General features: G+C 73.2%; 19 protein-coding genes. 4 read left to right on the plus strand and 15 right to left on the minus strand.

Annotation, left to right across the window (positions count from 1 at the left end; genetic code table 11):
* Positions 1-15: 15 nt before the first annotated feature.
* The 5 genes from hisH to hisD are packed head-to-tail and all read right to left on the minus strand — an operon-like array spanning position 16 to position 3840.
* Positions 16-660, minus strand: a complete 645-nt coding sequence (gene hisH / locus ACZ59A_RS01435; protein WP_470952040.1) for an imidazole glycerol phosphate synthase subunit HisH — start codon at positions 658-660, stop codon at positions 16-18.
* Positions 657-821 carry a hypothetical protein gene (locus ACZ59A_RS01440; RefSeq protein ID WP_009718698.1) on the minus strand — a complete coding sequence of 55 codons (165 nt, stop codon included), beginning with the start codon at positions 819-821 and terminating at the stop codon, positions 657-659. The genes hisH and ACZ59A_RS01440 overlap by 4 nt, the downstream gene beginning before the upstream one ends.
* Positions 822-1415 (minus strand): imidazoleglycerol-phosphate dehydratase HisB, encoded by a 594-nt coding sequence (gene hisB, locus ACZ59A_RS01445; RefSeq protein ID WP_470952042.1) that lies wholly within the window; start codon positions 1413-1415, stop codon positions 822-824.
* The gene (locus ACZ59A_RS01450) at positions 1412-2518 is read right to left on the minus strand and encodes a histidinol-phosphate transaminase (protein ID WP_470952045.1); all 1107 of its coding nucleotides are present in this window, start codon (positions 2516-2518) and stop codon (positions 1412-1414) included. Before ACZ59A_RS01450 ends, hisB begins: the two co-directional genes overlap by 4 nt.
* On the minus strand, positions 2515-3840 hold the full coding sequence (gene hisD / locus ACZ59A_RS01455; RefSeq protein ID WP_470952048.1) for a histidinol dehydrogenase: 1326 nt from the start codon (positions 3838-3840) through the stop codon (positions 2515-2517). The genes ACZ59A_RS01450 and hisD overlap by 4 nt, the downstream gene beginning before the upstream one ends.
* A 156-nt stretch (positions 3841-3996) precedes the next feature.
* Here hisD and ACZ59A_RS01460 point away from each other — a divergent pair, with 156 nt between their 5' ends.
* Genes ACZ59A_RS01460 through ybaK form a run of 3 tightly spaced genes read left to right on the plus strand, consistent with a single transcriptional unit; the run spans position 3997 to position 6928 of the window.
* Positions 3997-5592 (plus strand): oxidoreductase, encoded by a 1596-nt coding sequence (locus tag ACZ59A_RS01460; RefSeq protein ID WP_470952051.1) that lies wholly within the window; start codon positions 3997-3999, stop codon positions 5590-5592.
* Between the two features lie 56 nt (positions 5593-5648).
* On the plus strand, positions 5649-6389 hold the full coding sequence (locus ACZ59A_RS01465) for an LON peptidase substrate-binding domain-containing protein (protein WP_468041730.1): 741 nt from the start codon (positions 5649-5651) through the stop codon (positions 6387-6389).
* Between the two features lie 23 nt (positions 6390-6412).
* On the plus strand, positions 6413-6928 hold the full coding sequence (gene ybaK / locus ACZ59A_RS01470) for a Cys-tRNA(Pro) deacylase (RefSeq protein WP_470952054.1): 516 nt from the start codon (positions 6413-6415) through the stop codon (positions 6926-6928).
* Positions 6929-7169: 241 nt separating this feature from the next.
* Here ybaK and ACZ59A_RS01475 read toward each other — a convergent pair whose 3' ends face one another.
* The 6 genes from ACZ59A_RS01475 to ACZ59A_RS01500 all read right to left on the minus strand — a co-directional run bounded on the left by ACZ59A_RS01475 (position 7170) and on the right by ACZ59A_RS01500 (position 12860).
* On the minus strand, positions 7170-7850 hold the full coding sequence (locus tag ACZ59A_RS01475; RefSeq protein WP_470952057.1) for a hypothetical protein: 681 nt from the start codon (positions 7848-7850) through the stop codon (positions 7170-7172).
* Positions 7851-7861: 11 nt separating this feature from the next.
* Positions 7862-8605: an SDR family NAD(P)-dependent oxidoreductase gene (locus ACZ59A_RS01480; protein ID WP_470952059.1), complete on the minus strand. Its 744-nt coding sequence runs from the start codon at positions 8603-8605 to the stop codon at positions 7862-7864.
* Entirely contained in the window at positions 8602-9381 is a 780-nt protein-coding gene (locus ACZ59A_RS01485) for an SDR family NAD(P)-dependent oxidoreductase (RefSeq protein ID WP_470952061.1), read from the minus strand. The genes ACZ59A_RS01480 and ACZ59A_RS01485 overlap by 4 nt, the downstream gene beginning before the upstream one ends.
* 21 nt (positions 9382-9402) lie before the next feature.
* Complete coding sequence (locus ACZ59A_RS01490) at positions 9403-10674, minus strand: MFS transporter (protein ID WP_470952064.1); 1272 nt, start codon at positions 10672-10674, stop codon at positions 9403-9405.
* Between the two features lie 235 nt (positions 10675-10909).
* Positions 10910-11788, minus strand: a complete 879-nt coding sequence (locus tag ACZ59A_RS01495; RefSeq protein WP_470952067.1) for a polysaccharide deacetylase family protein — start codon at positions 11786-11788, stop codon at positions 10910-10912.
* Positions 11781-12860 (minus strand): asparaginase, encoded by a 1080-nt coding sequence (locus tag ACZ59A_RS01500; protein WP_470952069.1) that lies wholly within the window; start codon positions 12858-12860, stop codon positions 11781-11783. The genes ACZ59A_RS01495 and ACZ59A_RS01500 overlap by 8 nt, the downstream gene beginning before the upstream one ends.
* Before the next feature lie 204 nt (positions 12861-13064).
* Between ACZ59A_RS01500 and ACZ59A_RS01505 the strand changes: the two genes are divergently transcribed.
* Entirely contained in the window at positions 13065-14090 is a 1026-nt protein-coding gene (locus tag ACZ59A_RS01505) for a LacI family DNA-binding transcriptional regulator (RefSeq protein WP_470952072.1), read from the plus strand.
* A gap of 53 nt (positions 14091-14143) precedes the next feature.
* On the opposite strand, the gene ACZ59A_RS01510 is transcribed toward ACZ59A_RS01505, so the two are convergent.
* The 4 genes from ACZ59A_RS01510 to ACZ59A_RS01525 form a co-directional block, all read right to left on the minus strand.
* The gene (locus ACZ59A_RS01510; protein WP_470952075.1) at positions 14144-14839 is read right to left on the minus strand and encodes an ABC transporter permease; all 696 of its coding nucleotides are present in this window, start codon (positions 14837-14839) and stop codon (positions 14144-14146) included.
* Positions 14840-14898: 59 nt separating this feature from the next.
* Complete coding sequence (locus ACZ59A_RS01515) at positions 14899-15741, minus strand: ABC transporter permease (RefSeq protein ID WP_468042510.1); 843 nt, start codon at positions 15739-15741, stop codon at positions 14899-14901.
* A 117-nt stretch (positions 15742-15858) separates the two neighbouring features.
* Positions 15859-16878: an ABC transporter ATP-binding protein gene (locus ACZ59A_RS01520; protein ID WP_470952078.1), complete on the minus strand. Its 1020-nt coding sequence runs from the start codon at positions 16876-16878 to the stop codon at positions 15859-15861.
* A gap of 62 nt (positions 16879-16940) precedes the next feature.
* The gene (locus ACZ59A_RS01525) at positions 16941-18254 is read right to left on the minus strand and encodes an NYN domain-containing protein (RefSeq protein ID WP_470952080.1); all 1314 of its coding nucleotides are present in this window, start codon (positions 18252-18254) and stop codon (positions 16941-16943) included.
* Positions 18255-18356: the final 102 nt, after the last annotated feature.

Here is an 18356-nt window from a genome sequence, read left to right on the forward strand (position 1 = left end):
GGCGGGGCGGGCCGGTCAGAGCGTGTCGAGCCAGTTGCGCAGCAGGCGGGCCCCGGCGTCGCCGGACTTCTCGGGGTGGAACTGGGTGGCCCACAGCGGGCCGTTCTCCACGGCGGCCACGAACGGCTCGCCGTGCGTCGTCCAGCTGACCTTCGGGCCGGTCATGTGCGGGTTGCTGACTTCCAGCTCCCAGGTGCGGACCGCGTAGGAGTGCACGAAGTAGTAGCGCTCGCCCTTGTCCAGTCCCGCGAAGAGCCGCGAGTCGCCGGGCGCGGTGACCGTGTTCCAGCCCATGTGGGGGACGACGGGGGCGCGCAGCGGTTCGACGGTGCCGGGCCATTCGTCCAGGCCCTCGGCCTCGATGCCGTGCTCGATGCCGCGGCCGAAGAGGATCTGCATGCCGACGCAGATGCCCATGACCGGGCGGCCACCGGCCAGCCGACGGCCCACGATCCAGTCGCCGCGCACCTCGCGCAGCCCCTTCATGCAGGCGCTGAAGGCGCCGACACCGGGGACGAGGAGACCGTCGGCGGCCATGGCCTTGTCGTAGTCGCGGCTGATCTCGACGTCCGCGCCGACGTGGGCGAGGGCCCGTTCGGCGGAGCGGACATTGCCGAAGCCGTAGTCGAAGACGACCACTTTCCTGGCGCTGCTGCTCAATTCCAGACCTCCAGCCGCAGGATCCCGGCCAGCAGCGCCATCGTGGCACCCACTCCCAGCAGCACGATCACGCCCTTGGGCAGCCCCTGCTTGGCGAAGGAGATGACTCCGCCGAGAAGGAACAGCCCGAGCAGGATGAAAACGGTCGACAGCCCGTTCATTCAGAGGGCGCCCTTCGTGGAGGGGAGGATTCCGGCGGCCCGCGGGTCGCGCTCGCTCGCGTACCGCAGCGCCCGGGCGAGCGCCTTGAACTGGCACTCCACGATGTGGTGCGCGTTGCGCCCGTACGGCACGTGGACGTGCAGGGCGATCTGCGCCTGGGCGACGAAGGACTCCAGGATGTGCCGGGTCATCGTGGTGTCGTACGTGCCGATCATCGGCGCGATGTTCTCCGGCTCGGTGTGCACGAGGTACGGGCGGCCGGAGAGGTCGACGGTCACCTGGGCCAGCGACTCGTCCAGCGGCACGGTGCAGTTGCCGAAGCGGTAGATGCCCACCTTGTCGCCGAGCGCCTGCTTGAAGGCGGCGCCGAGCGCGAGGGCGGTGTCCTCGATGGTGTGGTGGGTGTCGATGTGCAGGTCGCCCTCGGTCTTGACCGTGAGGTCGAAGAGGCCGTGGCGGCCGAGCTGGTCGAGCATGTGGTCGTAGAAGCCGACGCCGGTCGCGACGTCGACCTGACCGGTGCCGTCGAGATCGATCTCGACGACGACCGAGGTCTCCTTGGTGGTGCGCTCCACGCGGCCCACGCGGGTCATGCGCTCGTCTCCTTCATCAGCTCGCGAACCGCGTCGAGGAACGCGTCGTTCTCGGTCGGGGTGCCCGCGGTGACCCGCAGTCTGCCCGGTACGCCGTTGTCCCGGACCAGGACGCCGTGGTCCAGCAGGGTCTGCCAGGCAGCGTGGGCGTCCTCGAAGCGTCCGAACTGGACAAAGTTGGCGTCCGAGTCGGTCACGTCGCAGCCAATGGCGCGCAGCTCCCGCACCAGCCGGTCGCGCTCGGTCTTGAGCGCGTCGACGTACCCGAGCAGCGTATCGGTGTACTCCAGGGCGGCCAGCGCGGTGGCCTGGGTGACGGCGGACAGGTGGTACGGCAGCCGGACGAGCTGGACGGCGTCGACCACGGCCGGGTCGGCGGCGAGGTAGCCGAGCCGCAGCCCGGCGGCGCCGAACGCCTTGGACATCGTCCGGGAGAGCACCAGATGGGGCCGTCCCTCGATCAGCGGCAGCAGCGACGGGCGGTGGCTGAACTCGGCGTACGCCTCGTCCACGACCACCAGCGACGGCTTGGCGGCCTGCGCCGCCTCGTACAGCGCGAGCACCGTCTCGGCCTCGACGGCGGTGCCGGTCGGGTTGTTCGGCGAGGTGATGAAGACGACGTCGGGCCTGCGCTCGGCGATCTCCGCGCAGGCGGCCTCGACGTCGATGGTGAAGTCGGCGTGCCGCGGGCCGGAGATCCAGCCGGTGCCGGTGCCGCGCGAGATCAGCGCGTGCATCGAGTACGACGGCTCGAAGCCGATCGCGGTGCGCCCGGGCCCGCCGAAGGTCTGGAGCAGCTGCTGCAGCACCTCGTTGGAGCCGTTGGCCGCCCATACCTGCTCGGGTCCCACCGCGAGACCCGCCGTACGGGTGAGGTAGCGGGCCAGCTCGGTGCGCAGCTCGACCGCGTCCCGGTCAGGGTAGCGGTTGAGCAGGCGGGCCGCCTCGGCGACCCGCTCGGCGATCCGCTCCACCAGTGGCTCGGGGAGCGGATAGGGGTTCTCGTTGGTGTTCAGCCGTACGGGTACGTCCAGCTGCGGCGCGCCGTACGGGGACTTGCCGCGCAGCTCGTCCCGGATGGGGAGATCGTCAATCCCGGTCACTTGCTCCCAGGTACCTTCCAGTCGAACCGTGCCTTCACCGCCGCGCCGTGTGCGGGCAGATCCTCCGCGTCGGCGAGCGTCACCACATGGCCCGCGACCTCGGCCAGCGCCTCGCGGGTGTAGTCCACGACGTGGATCCCGCGCAGGAAGGACTGCACCGAGAGGCCGGAGGAGTGACAGGCGCAGCCGCCGGTGGGCAGGACGTGGTTGGAGCCCGCCGCGTAGTCGCCGAGCGACACCGGTGCGTACGCGCCGACGAAGATCGCCCCGGCGTTGCGCACCCGGGCCGCGACCGCCGCCGCGTCCTCGGTCTGGATCTCCAGGTGCTCGGCCGCGTACGCGTCGACCACCGCGAGGCCCTGGTCGAGGCCGTCGACCAGCACGATGCCGGACTGCCGCCCGGCCAGCGCCGGGGCGATGCGGTCCTCGACGTGCTTGGTGGCCGCGACCTGGACCGCCAGCTCCTTCTCGACCGCGGCCGCCAGCTCCTCGGAGTCGGTGACCAGCACCGAGGCGGCCAGCGGGTCGTGCTCGGCCTGGCTGATCAGGTCCGCGGCGACGTGCACCGGGTCGGCGGTGGAGTCGGCGAGGATCGCGATCTCGGTCGGCCCGGCCTCGGCGTCGATGCCGATGCGGCCCTTGAGCAGCCGCTTGGCGGCGGCGACCCAGATGTTGCCGGGCCCGGTGACCATCGCGGCCGGACGGCACTCCTCGGTGCCGTACGCGAACATGGCGACCGCCTGGGCGCCGCCCGCCGCGTACACCTCGTCGACGCCGAGCAGCGCGCAGGCCGCCAGGATGGTGGGGTGCGGCAGCCCGCCGAACTCGGCCTGCGGCGGGGAGGCGACGGCCATGGAGGCGACCCCGGCCTCCTGCGCGGGCACCACGTTCATCACCACGGACGACGGATAGACGGACCGCCCGCCCGGTGCGTACAGCCCGACCCGCTCGACGGGCACCCAGCGCTCGGTGACCGTGCCGCCCGGCACGACCTGCGTGGTGTGGTCGGCGCGCCGCTGCTCCCGGTGGACCAGCCGGGCCCGCCGGATGGACTCCTCCAGGGCCTCGCGGACGGCCGGGTCCAGCTCCTGAAGGGCGCGGGTCAGCTCCTCGGCGGGCACCCGCACCCGCTCCATGGTCACGCCGTCGAACCGATGCGCGTACTCGATCAGTGCAGCGGTGCCGCGATGGCGTACGTCGTCGCAGATGGGCCGCACCTTCTCCAGGGCGGCCTCGACGTCCAGCTCGGCACGGGGCAGCAGGTCGCGGTCGATGCCGCCGTCCGGGAAGGCGGCGCCGCGCAGATCGATACGGGAGATCACGCGATCAATTGTCTCAGACGTGCTCCGACGCCCTGCCCCCCGTATCAGTGACTGATACGGACCCCCTAAGTTGATCCTGACCGTTGGCGTTCAAGCGGTTACTCAGCGGGAATGTGGATCCGTACGGGGATACGGAGGACAGGAGGCGACACGGCTGTGACCGAGCCACACGACGGCGATCCTCCCCCGGGCCTCGACCTGACCACCGCCGAGTGGGGCATGTGGCAGGCGTTCCGCAACGGCAGCACCCACGATTTACGCACCTCCCACCCCCAGCGGAACGACCCCTCCGGCCCGTACGCCTGGGGCCCGGAGCGCAGTGTGCGCGCCCGGGTCGTCGCCCTGCTGCTGCTGGACGGGCCGCCCGCCCAGCCGGGCCGGGTGGCCGCGCTCAAGCTCAACGGGGTGCACATCACCGGCACCCTCGACCTGGCGGGCGGCAGCATCGACCCGTACGTGGAGCTGAAGAACTGCCGCTTCGAGCGGGAGGTGCTGCTTCCCGAATCCCACTTCACCACCCTCCGCCTGGTGGGCTGCTCGCTCCCCCGGCTGGAGGCGGCCCGGCTGAGCACCGAGGGCGATCTGCATCTGCCGCGCTGCGTGGTCGACCACGGCATCCGGCTCACCGACGCCCACATCGGCACCGATTTACTCCTGAACCAGCTGATCGTGCGCCGGGACCGCCGGGGCATGTCGATCACGGCCGACGGGCTGACCGTGGCTCAGGACTTCCAGGCCGACATGATCGAGTCGTACGGCGAGATCAGTCTGCGCGGCGCCCAGATCGGCGTGTCGCTCAGCCTGCGCGGCAGTCGGCTGCGCAACCCGTACGGGCGGCGGGCGCTGAACGCGCCGCAGCTGACCGTCGAGCGCAGCCTGTACCTCACCGCGGGCGGGCTGAGCACCTATTCCAGCGGTTCGACGCCGCCGTACGGCACCACCAGCACGCCGACCCGCGGCACCCGCATCCAGCGCTTCGAATGCGAGGGCGGGATCCGGCTGGACGACGGGCGGATCGGCGACGCCATCGACTTCGACCAGGCCCGCTTCGTCATGGAGAACGACCAGGAGCTGTCGCTGCGCCGCGTCCAGACGCCCGAGCTGCGCTTCCTGGGCGAGCGGCCGCAGCGCGGCCGGGTGATCCTGTCCGGCGCCCGGGTGGTCAACCTGGTCGACAAGTCGCTGAGCTGGCCGGGCCCCGGCGGGCTGACCATGGCGGGCTTCTCCTACGAGAACCTGATCCCGCGCGGCCACTTCCCGCTGTCCCGGCGGCTGGAGTGGGTGGCCGCCGCGACCCCCGAGTACGCGCCCGAGCCGTACGAGATGCTGGCCAACACGATGCGGGCCAGCGGCGAGGACGCCGACGCGCGCGAGGTGCTGCTCGCCAAGCAGCGGCGCCGCCGCGAGACGCTGCCGCTGGCCGGGAAGATGTGGGGCTACCTCCAGGACTGGACCGTGGCCTACGGCTACCGGCCCGGCCGGGCGGCGGTGTGGATGGCGGTGCTGTGGGCGGTCGGCTCGGTGTTCTTCGCGCACAACAGACCGGACGCCATCAAGCCGGGTGAAACCCCGTACTGGAACGCCTCGCTCTATACGCTCGACCTGCTGATCCCGGTCGTCAATCTGGGCCAGGACGGCTACTGGAAACCCGCGGGCGCGGTCCAGTGGGCGTCCATCGTGATGATCCTGCTCGGCTGGGTGCTGGCCACCACCGTCGCGGCCGGTGCGTCCCGGCTGCTGCGCCGCCAGTGACCGGCTGCGGCGGCGCCAGTGAAGAGACACGCGTGGGGCCATTAGGCTTACGCCCCGTGACCTCCGCGCGCCTTCCGCTCTTTCCGCTGAACACGGTGCTGTTCCCGGGGCTCGTCATGCCCCTGAACGTCTTCGAACAGCGGTACCGCTCCCTGATGCGCGATCTTTCGGCGCTTCCCGAGGACGCCCCGCGCCGGTTCGGGGTGATCGCCATCAGGGACGGCCACGAGGTCGCGCCCAGCGCGATCGGCCTCCCGGAGTCGGCGCCCACCCCCGACCGGGGCCCGGCGGCGGGCTTCGGCCCGGACCCGGCCAAGTCGTTCTACGGGGTGGGCTGTGTCGCGGACGCGGCCACCATCCGGGAGCAGGAGGACGGCACCTTCGAGGTGCTGGCCACCGGCACCACCCGCTTCGAGCTGCTGTCCGTGGACGCCACGGGACCGTATCTGGTGGGCGAGGTCGACGAGCTGGAGGAGGAGCCGGGCGACGGCGCCGGAGCGCTGGCCTCCGGGGTGGTACGGGCCTTCCGCACCTACCAGAAGCGGCTCGCGGGCGCCCGGGAACGCACCCTCGCCACCGAGCAGGACCTGCCGGGCGAGCCCTCGGTGCTCTCCTATCTGGTCGCGGCCGCCGCCGTGCTCGACACCCCGGCCAAGCAGCGGCTGCTCCAGGCGCCCGATACGGCGAGCAGGCTGGCCGAGGAGCTGAAAATGCTGCGCTCCGAGAGCGCGGTCATCGGTAAGCTCCCGTCCCTGCCCGCCGTCGAACTCACCCGCCGCCCCACCAGCCCCAACTGACGCCGACTCACCACGCATCGGATATGGCGAAGAAGACCAGGAAGAACTCCTCCGGCACCGCCGGAACTCCCGCCACCACCGCCCTCACCGCGGCGGGCACGGCCTTCACCGTGCACTCCTACGACCACGACCCGGCCGCCCCCTCGTACGGCGAGGAGGCCGCGCGGGCGCTGGGCGTGGAGCCGGGCCGGGTGTTCAAGACCCTCGTCGCGAGCGTCGACGACCGCCTCACGGTCGCCATCGTGCCCGTATCGGCCACGCTCGACCTCAAGGCGCTTGCCGCCGCGGTCGGCGGCAAGCGCGCCACCATGGCCGACCCGGCGGCGGCCGAGCGCACCACGGGCTACGTCCGCGGCGGCATCTCCCCGCTCGGCCAGCGCAAGCGCCTGCCAACCGCGCTGGACGCCTCCGCCGCCGACCACGAGACGGTCTGCGTCTCGGCGGGCCGCCGCGGCCTGGAGGTCGAGCTGTCCCCGAAGGATCTGGCGTCGCTGACCGAAGCGGTGGTGGCACCGATCGCCCGCTTCGAAACCCCGTAGCCCCGGACGGCAACCGCCCGCTGGGAGCCGCCCCCTCGCTACGGTGCCGGGCTAGCCCGAGCAGATCCGTCTCCGAACCCCGCCCGGGAGACCCCACCTGACGCCACGGGCCGCCCCGACACGAGCGGCGCGCGCCGCGGGGGCTGCTGGTGGCCCGGCGTGATCGCGACGCCGAGCCGTGCCGATCCAGCTCGCGCCGTAGCGGGCCCCGGCCACACCGTGTCGGGTTCGCGGTCGCCCCTCAGCCACTCACGGTCCTGGACCGCACCACGAGCCCGGCGCGGATCTCCACGTCGTACTTCGCGCCCGGCGCGAGTGGGCCGCGGGTCGCTAGGGCCGTGTCGTTCAGTTGCCCGCTCTGACGCGTCCATTCCAGCCGGACCAGCGCATCGGCGGCCAGTTCGGGGCGCGGTGGGCCGGGGTCGGTTGTCGGGTGGCCCCATGCGGCGGCGACGCCCTCCACGTGCTCCAGGTAGCGGCGCGCCGACCAGCGGGGCGAGGCCAGGGCGGCCAGGGCGGCGTGGGCCGTGGCCTCGGAGTCCACCAGCGCCTCACCCCCGGGACCCGCCAGCGCCGTGTCCGGGCAGCGCGCCCCGCCGGGGGCGACTCGCAGTACGACCCCGGCGCGCCGGTCCTCCTCCCCCGGCACCGACAGCGGCCCCGACGGCCGCTCCGGGTCCCAGGGCGCGGGCGCCTCGGCCCAGCGCCGTACGGCCGCGACGAGCGCGACGAGTCCGTCGCAGGCGGTGGCCGCCCCGGTGGGGCCGGTCACCAGCCATCCGCCGCCGCCCGCGGTCACCCGGAGCCCGCGCCGGTCCGCCGCCCCGGCCGCTGCGGCGGCCACGGCCCGGCGGGCGGCGAGCCCGGCGGTCCAGGGCCGGGCCCAGTCGAACGCCCCGCGCTCACCACACGCCCCGCACATCCGGTCACCTCCTACGGCATGACGTCGCCGCTGTTGGGCCCCAGCGTCTGGCCGACGTACAGGTTGCCGCCCGGGTCACTGGCCAGGAGGACGGCGGTGGGGGCCACCTCCTCGGGGCGGCCGAAGCGTCCCAGGGGGAGTTCGGCCTGCTTGGCGGCCTTCCAGTCGGCGGTGATCCCGGCGACCATCGGGGTGTCGACGGGGCCCGGTGCGATGGCGTTGACCAGGACGCCGCGTCCGGCCACCTCCAGCGCCAGCGACTTGGTCAGCCCGATGACCCCGGCCTTGGCGGCCGCGTAGTGGGACAGCGAGCGGCCGCCCTTGATGCCGAGCTGGGAGGCGATGTTGATGACCCGCCCCCAGCCGCGCTCGGCCATTCCCGGGACGACGTAGCGGCAGCACAGGAAGACCCCGGTGAGGTCGACGGCGATGGTCTCCGACCACAGCCGCGGGTCCATCTCGGTCAGGGGCGCCTCGGTGAGGATGCCCGCCGCGCTGACCAGGATGTCGATGCCGCCGTGCTCCGCCGCCACCGCGCCCGTCACGGCCTCGACGGCGGCGGGGTCGGCGACGTCCAGGGCGGCGTGCCCCGCCGCGCCGGTCTCGGCGGCGACGGCCTCGGCGCGGGGCGCGTCGCGGTCGGCGATCACGACCCGGGCGCCCTCGCGTACGTACGCCTCCGCGATGGCGCGGCCGATGCCACTGGCCCCGCCGGTGACGAGGGCGGTGCGCCCGTCCAGCGCCCCGGCGCTCATGCGGGCATCCGTACGGTCAGCCCGCCGTCCACGACCAGGCTCTGCCCGGTGACGTACGAGGCGTCCTCGGACGTCAGATAGGCGATCGCGGAGGCGACCTCCTCGGGTCGGCCGACCCGTCCCGAGGGGATGGACCCGGCGGCGCGGTCGAGCCCCTCGGGGCCGAGCGAGTTGACCGGGTCGGAGGACTGCGGGGTGACGATGAGCCCGGGGATCACCGCGTTGACGCGGATGCCGCGCGGGGCGAGTTCGACCGCCAGGCTCCGGCACAGCCCCAGCACCCCGGACTTGGCGGCGGCGTAGTGGGCGTGGTCGCCCCAGCCGTAGACGCCGCCCGCGATGGAGGAGACGGCGACCATCGCGCCCGGCCCGGCCATGCGCCCGGCGGCGGAGCGCAGGGTGCGCAGCACCCCGGTGAGGTCGACGGAGAGCATGTCGTCCCAGGCGTCGTCGGTGAGCTCGGCGAGCGGCGCCCGGCGCAGCACCCCGGCGTTCGCCACGGCGATGTCCAGACGGCCGTACGCGGTGAGGGCGGCCTCCGCGAACGACTCGACCTGCGCGCAGTCGCGTACGTCCACCTCGTGCCGTACGCATTCGCCGCCCGCCGACCGCACCTGACGTACGGTCTCCTCCGGGTCGTGGGGGTCGCCGGGGTAGTGGCCGAGCACCGTCCGTACGCCGCGGCGCGCGTAGGCGACGGCGAGCGCGCGGCCGATGCCGCTGGCCGCGCCGGTGATCACGGCGACCGGCCGCTCCGGCTGATCGTTCTGAACCACTGATCGAACTCCCTGCTGATATCAGGCTTCGACGGTCTCGACCCGGCGGGCGGCGAACATCACGAAGCCGGAGAGAAAGGTTCCGGCGGCGCCGATGAGCAGCGCGGTCTGGTCCCAGTGGGCGCCGGAGGCGAGCATCGTGGTGGCGAGGGCACCGGCGATGACGGCCCCGGGCTGGCTGAAGGCGTTGATGAAGGAGGTGCCGGTGGCCCGGCAGCGGGTGTCGTAGCACTCGCCCATGTAGAAGAGCATCGCCGCGTACGGGCCGATCAGGAAGAACATCCCGAGGGAGTAGAGCGCCACGACGGGCACGGTGCCGTGCGCGACGGTGAGCATGAGGGCGAAGAGGACGCCCGAGACGATCCAGCCGCACGCGATCACATTGCGGCGGCCGAAGCGGTCACCGGCCCAGCCGTGGAAGAGGTAACCGGCGAAGCCGACGGCGTTGATGACGATGAACAGCAGCAGGGAGCCCTCGAAGCTGACGCCCTTGGCCTTGGTGAGCACCGTCGTACCGAGCACGCTGAAGATCTGGATGCCGAACCAGTTGGCGAGCCAGGCGAAGCTGAGGACGATCGTGTTGCGCCGCGCCCGGCCGCGGAAGATCTCCATCAGCGGGGTGCCGGGGGTCTCGTCCACGCCGTACTCGGCGGCGAGTCGCCGCGCCTCCGCGTCCTTGCCCGCCTTCCGCAGGACCCGCAGCCGCTTCTCCAGGTCGAACTGCGGGGTCTCCGGCAGGCCGCGCCGCAGCAGGGCGATGACGAGGGCGGGGAAGGTGGCGAGCAGGAAGCAGCCGCGCCAGCCGACGAGCGGCAGGAAGACGGCGACGAACGCCGCCGCGACGAGGGTGCCGACGGGCCAGCCGGACTGCACCATGCTGTAGACGAAGCCGCGGCGCTTCTTGATCGCCTCGTCCTCGGTGACGGCGTAGATCTCGTTCAGATAAGTCGTGTTGACGGCCTGTTCGGACAGGCCGAGACCGCCGATGGAGCGGACGCCGACCAGATAGGCCGCACCGGGGGTGACGGCCGAGGCGGCGGAGGCCAGGGCGGTGCCCGAGACGGTGAGGATCATGCCCTTGCGGCGTCCGAGCCGGTCGACGAGCGGGCCGACCCCGAGGACGACGACGGCGGTGCCGACGGAGATCAGGGTGGAGACCAGCGCCGCCCGCTCCTCGCTCCAGCCGAAGCGTTCGGAGATCTCGGGCAGCAGGGTGCCGAACAGGATGTAGTCGTAGACGGCGAACACCCAGGCGCAGAAGGCGATGGCGGTCGCCTTGCGCGTGGCGCGCACTCCGATGCGGGGCAGCCGCCGGGCGGGTCTACGGGTGTCGTCGGGGGTGTCTCTGTGGTGGGAGGGGAGGGTGGTCATGACGGTGCCCCTTGTCGGAAGCGGGGTTTCGCCGCGGCGTCGCGGGTCGCGGCGAACGGGGAGGGGATGCTTCGTCGGCCGGGGGTGAGGCCGGGTGCCGCGCCCGGCGCGGGGTGGCCGCGCATGGGGGCTGGTGGCGATGGGGAACGTGCGGGGATCAGGCCCGGGGGGAGCGGGCCCTGAAGTCGGTGGCGATCTGGTCGAAGGTCGACCAGCGGACGCCCTCGTGGCCGCTGATGTACTCGATGAGCCGCTCCAGCATGAGCAGCGTCTGCGGGCGGCCGGAGACATCGGGGTGGATCGTCATGGTGAAGGCCGCGTAGTCCATCTCGCGGTAGACCCAGTCGAACTGGTCGCGCCAGGTCTGCTCCAGCTCGCGCGGGCTGACGAAGCCATGGCTGTTGGCGCTGGCCTTGACGAACATCATGGGCGGCAGGTCGTCGAGGTACCAGTTGGCCGGGATCTCGACCAGATCGGTCTCCTCGCCGCGCACCAAGGGCTTCATCCACTCCTCGGCCGGACGCGAGTAGTCGATCTTCGTCCAGCTGTCGCCGACGCGTACGTAATAGGGCGTGAAGTCCCGGTGCATCAGGGAGTGGTCGTACGCGATGCCGCGCTCGATCAGCAGCTCGTTGGTCACCGGCGAGAACTCCCACCAGGGGGCGACGTAGCCGGTCGGGCGGCGCCCCGCGACCTTCTCGATCAGCTCGATGCTGCGGTCCAGGATGGCGCTCTCCTGCGCCCGGGTCATCGCGATCGGGTTCTCGTGCGAGTAGCCGTGGGCGCCGATCTCATGGCCGCCGTCGACCACCGCGCGGGTCTGGTCGGGGAAGGTCTCCAGGGAGTGGCCGGGGATGAACCAGGTGGTGCGCAGGTCCTTCCGCTCGAACAGGCGCAGCAGCCGGGGCACTCCGACCTCCCCGGCGAACAGGCCGCGGGAGATGTCACAGGGCGAGTCCTCGCCGCCGTAGCTGCCCAGCCAGCCCGCCACCGCGTCGACGTCGACGCCGAACGCCACAAAGATCTCTTTAGCCATGCCGGTTCCTCTCCAGTGATGTTTCCGGTGCTGATTCGGGTGCTGATTCGGGTGTTGATTCCGGTGCCGTATCCAGTGCTGATCGCAGTGCGGTTTCCAGTGCGGTCCGCACCCGCGCCGGGTCGCCGTAGCACCCGAGCAGGGCGGTGAGCAGGACCCGCGCCTGGGAGGGGCGCAGGGTGCCGGTGGGAATGGCCCCGGCCCGGACCAGGTCGGCGCCGCCGCCGTTGCCGTACACGGCGGCGACCGGACCGGCGTGGACCCGGGTCGAGAACGCGACCACGACGCCGGAGCCGACCAGCCGGGCGACCTCGGCGGCGATCCGCGGGTTGGCGTTGCCCGCGCCGGTGGCTTCGAGGACCACCGCGCGGGCGCCCGCGTCGGCCACCGCGCGCAGGGCCTGGATGTCGCAGCCGGGGTAGACGGCGACGATGTCGGTACGGATCCGCTCGGGCTCCTCGGGACGGAAGGCCGCGAGGTCGAGCGGTTTGGGGCGCAGCGGCGCCGCGCTGATCTCCACCTCGCCGTCGGCCACCCGCCCCAGCGGGCCGCCGTCGGGCGCGTCGAACGCGGCCGGGGCCAGGGTGTGGGTCTTGCGGGTGCCGCGCGCGGGGTAGATCCGGCCGTCGAAGGAGACGAGCACGCCGAGGTCCCGGGCGCGGGCAGCGTTCGCGACTGCGATGGCGTCGGCGAGATTGCGCGGGCCGTCGCCGTCCGGGGCGTCCGCCGGGCGCATCGCGCCGGTGAACACCACCGGCCGGGGGTCCCCGTGGAAGAGGTCGAGGAGGTACGCGGTCTCCTCCAGGCTGTCGGTGCCGTGGGTGACCACCACGCCCCGTACGCCTTCGTCGGCCAGCGCCTCGTGGGCGGCCACGGCGACGTCGCGCATATCGGCCGGAGTGAGCAGATAGCTGCCCAGGCAGAAGACGTCCCGGGTCTCGACCGGCACCTCCGGGGACCGGGGAAGCCGGTCCAGCAGGGCGTCCGCCGGGTCGGTGGCGAGGCTGGTGCCGTGGGCGTCCCGGCGGGTGGCAATGGTCCCGCCCGTCGACAGTACGACGATCCTGCGCACCCTGCCTCCTCCTGACGCGGCGCGAGGTGTGGCTTGAAATCGCGCCTTGTGTGACTCAATGACGCACCCAAACGTTTGGGGCAATCGTTTGGGTAGGATGTGTGTCACCGGCCATAGGTGTCAAGAGGTCCGCTGTTACCATCGCTCAACGCGCTGTACCGGGGTCCGGGGTGCGGCAGTGGGACTACCGGAGGCCGAGCCGAAGTGGGCACGCAGCAATCACGACCGGTCACCCTGCGCACCATCGCCGATCAGCTCGGTCTGCACGTCTCGACCGTCTCCCGGGTGCTGCACGCCAAGCCGGACGAGAGCCTGCGCGCGGCCTCGGCCGACACCGTGGAGCGGGTCCGCAGGCTCGCCGACGAACTGGGCTACCAGCCCAATCCCCACGCCACCAGCCTGCGCACCCGGCGCAGCAATCTGGTCGGCGTCCTGGTCCCCCGGCTGTCGGACATCGTGCTCGCCACGATCTACGAGGGCATCGAGGACGCCGCAGCCGAGCAGGGCCTGTCGACTTTCGTCGCCAACACCGGCGACAACCCCGAGGCGCAGCGCACCCGCACCAACATGGTCATCGGGCGGCGCGTCGACGGCATGATCTTCGGCGACGCGCATGCGGACGGGCGCTTCCTGGCGGAGGTCGCCGGGCGCGGCATCCCGTTCGTCCTGGTCAGCCGGACCTGCGGCAGCCACCCGTCGGTGACCTGCGACGACTACCTGGGCGGCCGGCTGGTCGCCGACCATCTGCTGGAGCTGGGCCACCGCGATGTCGCGGTCGTCGCGGGCGAGCCGTACGCGAGCACCGGCATCGACCGTACGGCGGGCCTGGTGGACCGCTTCCGGGAGGCGGGGCTGCCCGTCCCGGCCCACCGGATCACGCACTCCAGCTTCGACGTGCGCGGCGGACACACCGCCACGGCGCGGCTGCTGGACACCCCGGAGCCGCCGACGGCCGTCTTCGCGGTGAACGACTTCGCGGCCATCGGCGCGATCGGCGCCCTGCGCGAACACGGCCTGCGGGCGGGGGCCGACGTGGCCCTGGTGGGGTTCAACGACACCCCGCTGGCGGCGGAGTTGCCACTGCCGCTGACGACCGTCCGGTCGCCCATGCTGGAGATGGGCCGCCGTGGCCTGCGGCTGCTGGCCCGGCTGCTGGAGGGCGAGGCGGTCGAGTCCGAGCGACTGCGCCCGGAACTGGTCGTCCGCGCCTCCAGCGCGCCGAGGCCGTAAGCCTCCGGCGCGCCGCGACCGTAAGTCTCCGGCGCGCCGCGACCGTACGACGCCTACGCGGTGGTCGACGCCTGGTAGTAGGTTTCCGGCTCCTCGTCGTCGCGGGGGCCGAACAGGCCGGTCAGGGCCAGGTGCACGACCATCGCGGCCACCGACCACGCCAGCAGCGCGCCCTTCGCGTTGAGCTTCAGCGGGGCGTCGAACGCGACGCCCTTGCCGACCTGGCGCGCGTGCGCCACGACGTCCGTGGACGGCCCCAGCCAGACGCCGAGCCGCCAGGCGATCACCGAGCCGAGGACGCCGCCGATCGCCAGCCCCACCACCAGGGCGACCCCGCCCCGTCGGCAGAACAGGAAGGTCAGCAGCGCCGAGACGAGGCCGAAGGCGAGCGCCGCCAGCACGAACACCCCGTCCGCGCCGACCGCGTCCTCACCCTCCGAGTTCTTCAGATAGACGGCCTTGCCGTCCGAGATGAGCGATACCCGGGGCGCCAGCCACAGCCACAGCAGCCCGAGCAACACGCCCGCGACCGCCACCGCGATCGCCACCACGGAGGCCTGCACCAGTTCGGCCCGCAGCTCCTCCCCCGGTTCGGAGTGCTCGGCGTGCTCGGACTCCTCGGCGGGATACGGCTCGGGATGCCCCTGCGCGTCCGGTGCCTGCGCGGCCGGTTCGCCCGGTGCGGGCTGCCCGTGCTCGGAGTCGTCGTGCGGCGAGGGCTGATCATGTGGCGTCAACGGTGCGGTCACTCCGTCATCGTGCCAGGTGGATGGCGTACTTCGGTCGGCGGGACGTTCGCTGCGGCGCGTCACCGCACAGCGGCCCGGCGATAGGCCCAGGTCGCGGCGGCGAGCGACACCACGGCCACTCCCGCGCACACCCCGAGGTCGGCGCAGACCGCCAGCCAGTCGGGCTGACCGTCGAAGGAGCGGGCCAGGGCCTCCACACCGTACGTCGACGGCAGCAGATCGCGCGCGTACGACACTACCTCCGGCAGCCGGTCCGCGGGCAGCACCCCCAGCAGCAGCGCGGCCGACATCCCCAGCTGTCCCAGCAGCGTCGCCAGCTCCTGGCGCGGCGCGAGCAGCCCGAGGGCCGCGCCCAGCCCCGCGAGGGCGGCACCCGAGAGCGGGATCACCGCGGCGAGCACCCACAGGTGGCCCATCGGCAGCTGGAACAGCGCACTGCCCACGACCGCGGTGACGGCCGTCCCGGGCACGGTGAACGAGGCGTACGCGGCGGCCGCGCCGAGCACCACCGCGGCGGGCGGCACCGGCAGCGTGGCGTAGTGGTCGAGCCCGCCGCTCGCCCGGAGCTGGCCGAAGTACTGGGCGAGCAGATTGAGCGCCACGAAGGCCACGACGAGCACGCTCGACCCGGCCACCACGGCCCGCGCCGCGCTGCCGCCCTCGTCCACCACGCCGCGCATCAGGACCATGATCCCGACGGACTGGAAGGTCGCCACGAACAGCAGCGGTATCCGGGCCACCCGCGCCCGCGACAGCTGCGCCCGGTAGACCGCGACCAGCGCGGGCAGCAGCCGGGCGGAGGCCGCGAGCGGCGCCGGGGCCACGAGCTGGGCGGGGCCGCCGTCGGCTCGCCGGGGCGCGGCACCACCGGCCTCCTCGACCGGCGCACCGGCCTTCGGCATGCCGGGCATGGCCTGCGCGGGCACGACACTCACGTCTGCGCTGCTCCTCTTCCGTCTGGCTTGGTCACGGGCTTGGTTACGGACACGATCACGGCCGCGTTCACCTCATACGGTCCCTCACGTCTTCACCAGCCCCTCCGTGCCCTCCGTACGGCCGCCCAGCGCCACGTACACGTCCTCCAGGCTGGGCGTGGCGAGGGTGAAGTCGTCCAGCGCGGCGAAGGCGGGCCCGCCGGTCACGGTGGCGATCGCGGCGCGCGCCGCGTCCGGGGCCAGCCGCAGGGTCCAGCGCCGCCCGGAGGCGTGCGCGGCGTCCCGCAGCGCGGCGACGGCGGGGATGTGCAGCGGCGCCTCGGCGCGCCACACCAGCTCCACCCGCACCTCGTCCGCGACCATCGCCTTGAGCCCGGCGGGGGTGTCGCAGGCGATGACCCGGCCGCGGTCGAGCACCGCGACCCGGTCGAGCACGGTCTCGGCCTCGATGACGTTGTGCGTCACGAGCAGCACGGTCACCCCGCGCTCCGCCCGCCGCCGGTCCACGGCGGCCCAGACGGCGCGCCGCGCCACCGGGTCCATGCCGGTGGTCGGCTCGTCCAGCACCAGCAGCGGGCGCTCCCCCACCAGGGCGGCGGCGACGCAGGCCAGTCGGCGCTGGCCGCCGGAGAGCTTCTTGAGCGGCCGCCCGGCGAGCCCGGCGAGCCCCAGCTCCTCGATCACCGCGTCCCGCTCGGCGCGGGCCGCGCGCGCGTCGAGACCGCGCAGCCGTGCGGTGGTCTCGGCGGCGAGCGCGACGGTCAGCTCGTCCAGCGCGGTGGAGTCCTGGCCCAGGTAGCCGAGGAGGCGGGAGGCGCGCTCGGGGTGGCGTACGAGATCGTGGCCGAGCACCTGGACCTGGCCCTGGTCGGGCCGCAGCAGGCCGGTGAGCTGGCGTACGAGGGTCGACTTCCCGGCGCCGTTGGGCCCGAGCAGCCCGAACACCTCACCGCGCTCCACGTCCAGGTCGATGCCGTCGCTGGCCCGGACCTCGGGCGTGGCGGGCGAGCCGCGGCGGCCACGCGCCGCGGGATAGGTCTTGACCAGGCCGCGCACGGTGCACACCACATCGCCTGTCGTCGCCTGTTTCGCGCCCGTCCTCACGAGCTATGAGGGTACGCGCCCAAACACCCGGAGCCATCCGCGGGGGCCCGGGGGCGCGGGGGCTACTCCGCTGCCGGGGCGTGCTCGGCGGCGGTGCGGACGTCGATCTCGCGCCAGAACCCGGCCCGGATCGCATAGCGGTCGTGCTCGTCGATCTGGTCGTCCTTATGGGCGAGCAGACCGAAGCGGGCGGCGTAACGCAGCAGCTCGCCGTCGATGCGGTGCGGGATGCGCGGGTACTCCGTCGACAGCTGGTGGAGGTGGACGGCGTCGGAGAGCCGCTCGATCCAGCGGCGGGCGAAGACCTGGCCGACCTCGAACGGGTCGCCGCTGACCGCGGTGATGTCCTCCTCGCGGTCGGCCCAGCGCTGCTCGGCGCTGGTGAGCTGGGCCAGCATGGGCAGATTGGCGGTCTCCGGCGGCTCGCCCACGCCGCTGCCCGGGCCGCGGTCGACCCAGCCCTTGTCGGAGGACCAGCGGAGGGTGGCGCTGGGGGCCGGGTGGGGTGCGGCGGCTGAGCCGCCGGGGCCGCGGCCGAGGCCCGCGAGGTCCTTCGGGGTGGGCACACCCTTGGCACCGCCCGCGGCCGTGGCGTCCGGTGCGGCGGCGGGGGCCTGCCCGGGCGGCGTACGGGCGTCCTGCCCGGCCCCGGCGGGGGCGGGGCCCGGGGCACCCGCGGCGGCCCGGGCCGTGCCGTTGTGCGTGGCGGGCGGCTCGCCCCCCGCGGCCGCCGCGGCGGCCGCGGCGGCGGTCTCCGGCAGCGGTGCGGCGAGGATGGCGGCGATCTCGGGGCGCGGCTCGGTGGTGGGGGCGCAGGGCCCGGGCAGCTCCTTGGCGCGCACCGCCCCGGTGATCCACGCCCGGTCCAGGACGCGCCGCTCGTCGGCCTCGGCGACCAGGTCCTCGGACTGGTTGTAGTCGCCGTCGGCGGCCTGCACCGCCCACAGGTGGACGGCGACGCCGTGTTCCTTGGCCGACATCAGCCCGGGCAGCAGATCGCCGTCGCCGGTGACCAGCACGATGTCGGAGCAGGCGCGGTTGCGGGCCAGCTCGGTCAGCTCGGCGTGCATGGCGGCGTCCACGCCCTTCTGCGCCCAGCGGCCGTCGCTGCGGGTCAGTGCGCCGAGCCGGACGGTCACGCGCGGCATCACCCGCAGCCTCCGGTGCTCGGGCTGCGGTACGCGGTCGGGGGCGCCGTCGAACCAGTAGATGCGGAGCAGCGGGCGCTCGGTCTCGGCCTCGGCGCGCTCGCGCAGGCCCTGGATCAGGGTCGCGTGATCGACGGAGATACGGGAGCGGGCAGGCTCCCCGGCAAGCAGGCTCGCGGCGGCGCCCAGCAGATACCCGGCGTCCACCAGGACGACGCAGCGGTCCACGTTCCACCCTCTTTCTGGAAGTCCAGTCGTCGGTCGCCCCCCGACACAGCCGTGCCCCGGATCTCTTCTTCGTCCCCCCTTCGAGTCTGCCCGACCATACGG

The sequence above is a fragment of the Streptomyces sp. NPDC040405 genome (assembly GCF_055595765.1).

Bases quoted from the DNA above. Each gene is read 5' to 3' on its own strand.
- ACZ59A_RS01475 (WP_470952057.1), bottom strand. From the start codon at position 7,850: ATGTGCGGGGCGTGTGGTGAGCGCGGGGCGTTCGACTGGGCCCGGCCC.
- ybaK (WP_470952054.1), top strand. From the start codon at position 6,413: ATGGCGAAGAAGACCAGGAAGAACTCCTCCGGCACCGCCGGAACTCCC.
- ACZ59A_RS01440 (WP_009718698.1), bottom strand. From the start codon at position 821: ATGAACGGGCTGTCGACCGTTTTCATCCTGCTCGGGCTGTTCCTTCTC.
- ACZ59A_RS01480 (WP_470952059.1), bottom strand. From the start codon at position 8,605: ATGAGCGCCGGGGCGCTGGACGGGCGCACCGCCCTCGTCACCGGCGGG.
- hisB (WP_470952042.1), bottom strand. From the start codon at position 1,415: ATGACCCGCGTGGGCCGCGTGGAGCGCACCACCAAGGAGACCTCGGTC.
- ACZ59A_RS01495 (WP_470952067.1), bottom strand. From the start codon at position 11,788: ATGGCTAAAGAGATCTTTGTGGCGTTCGGCGTCGACGTCGACGCGGTG.
- ACZ59A_RS01515 (WP_468042510.1), bottom strand. From the start codon at position 15,741: ATGCCGAAGGCCGGTGCGCCGGTCGAGGAGGCCGGTGGTGCCGCGCCC.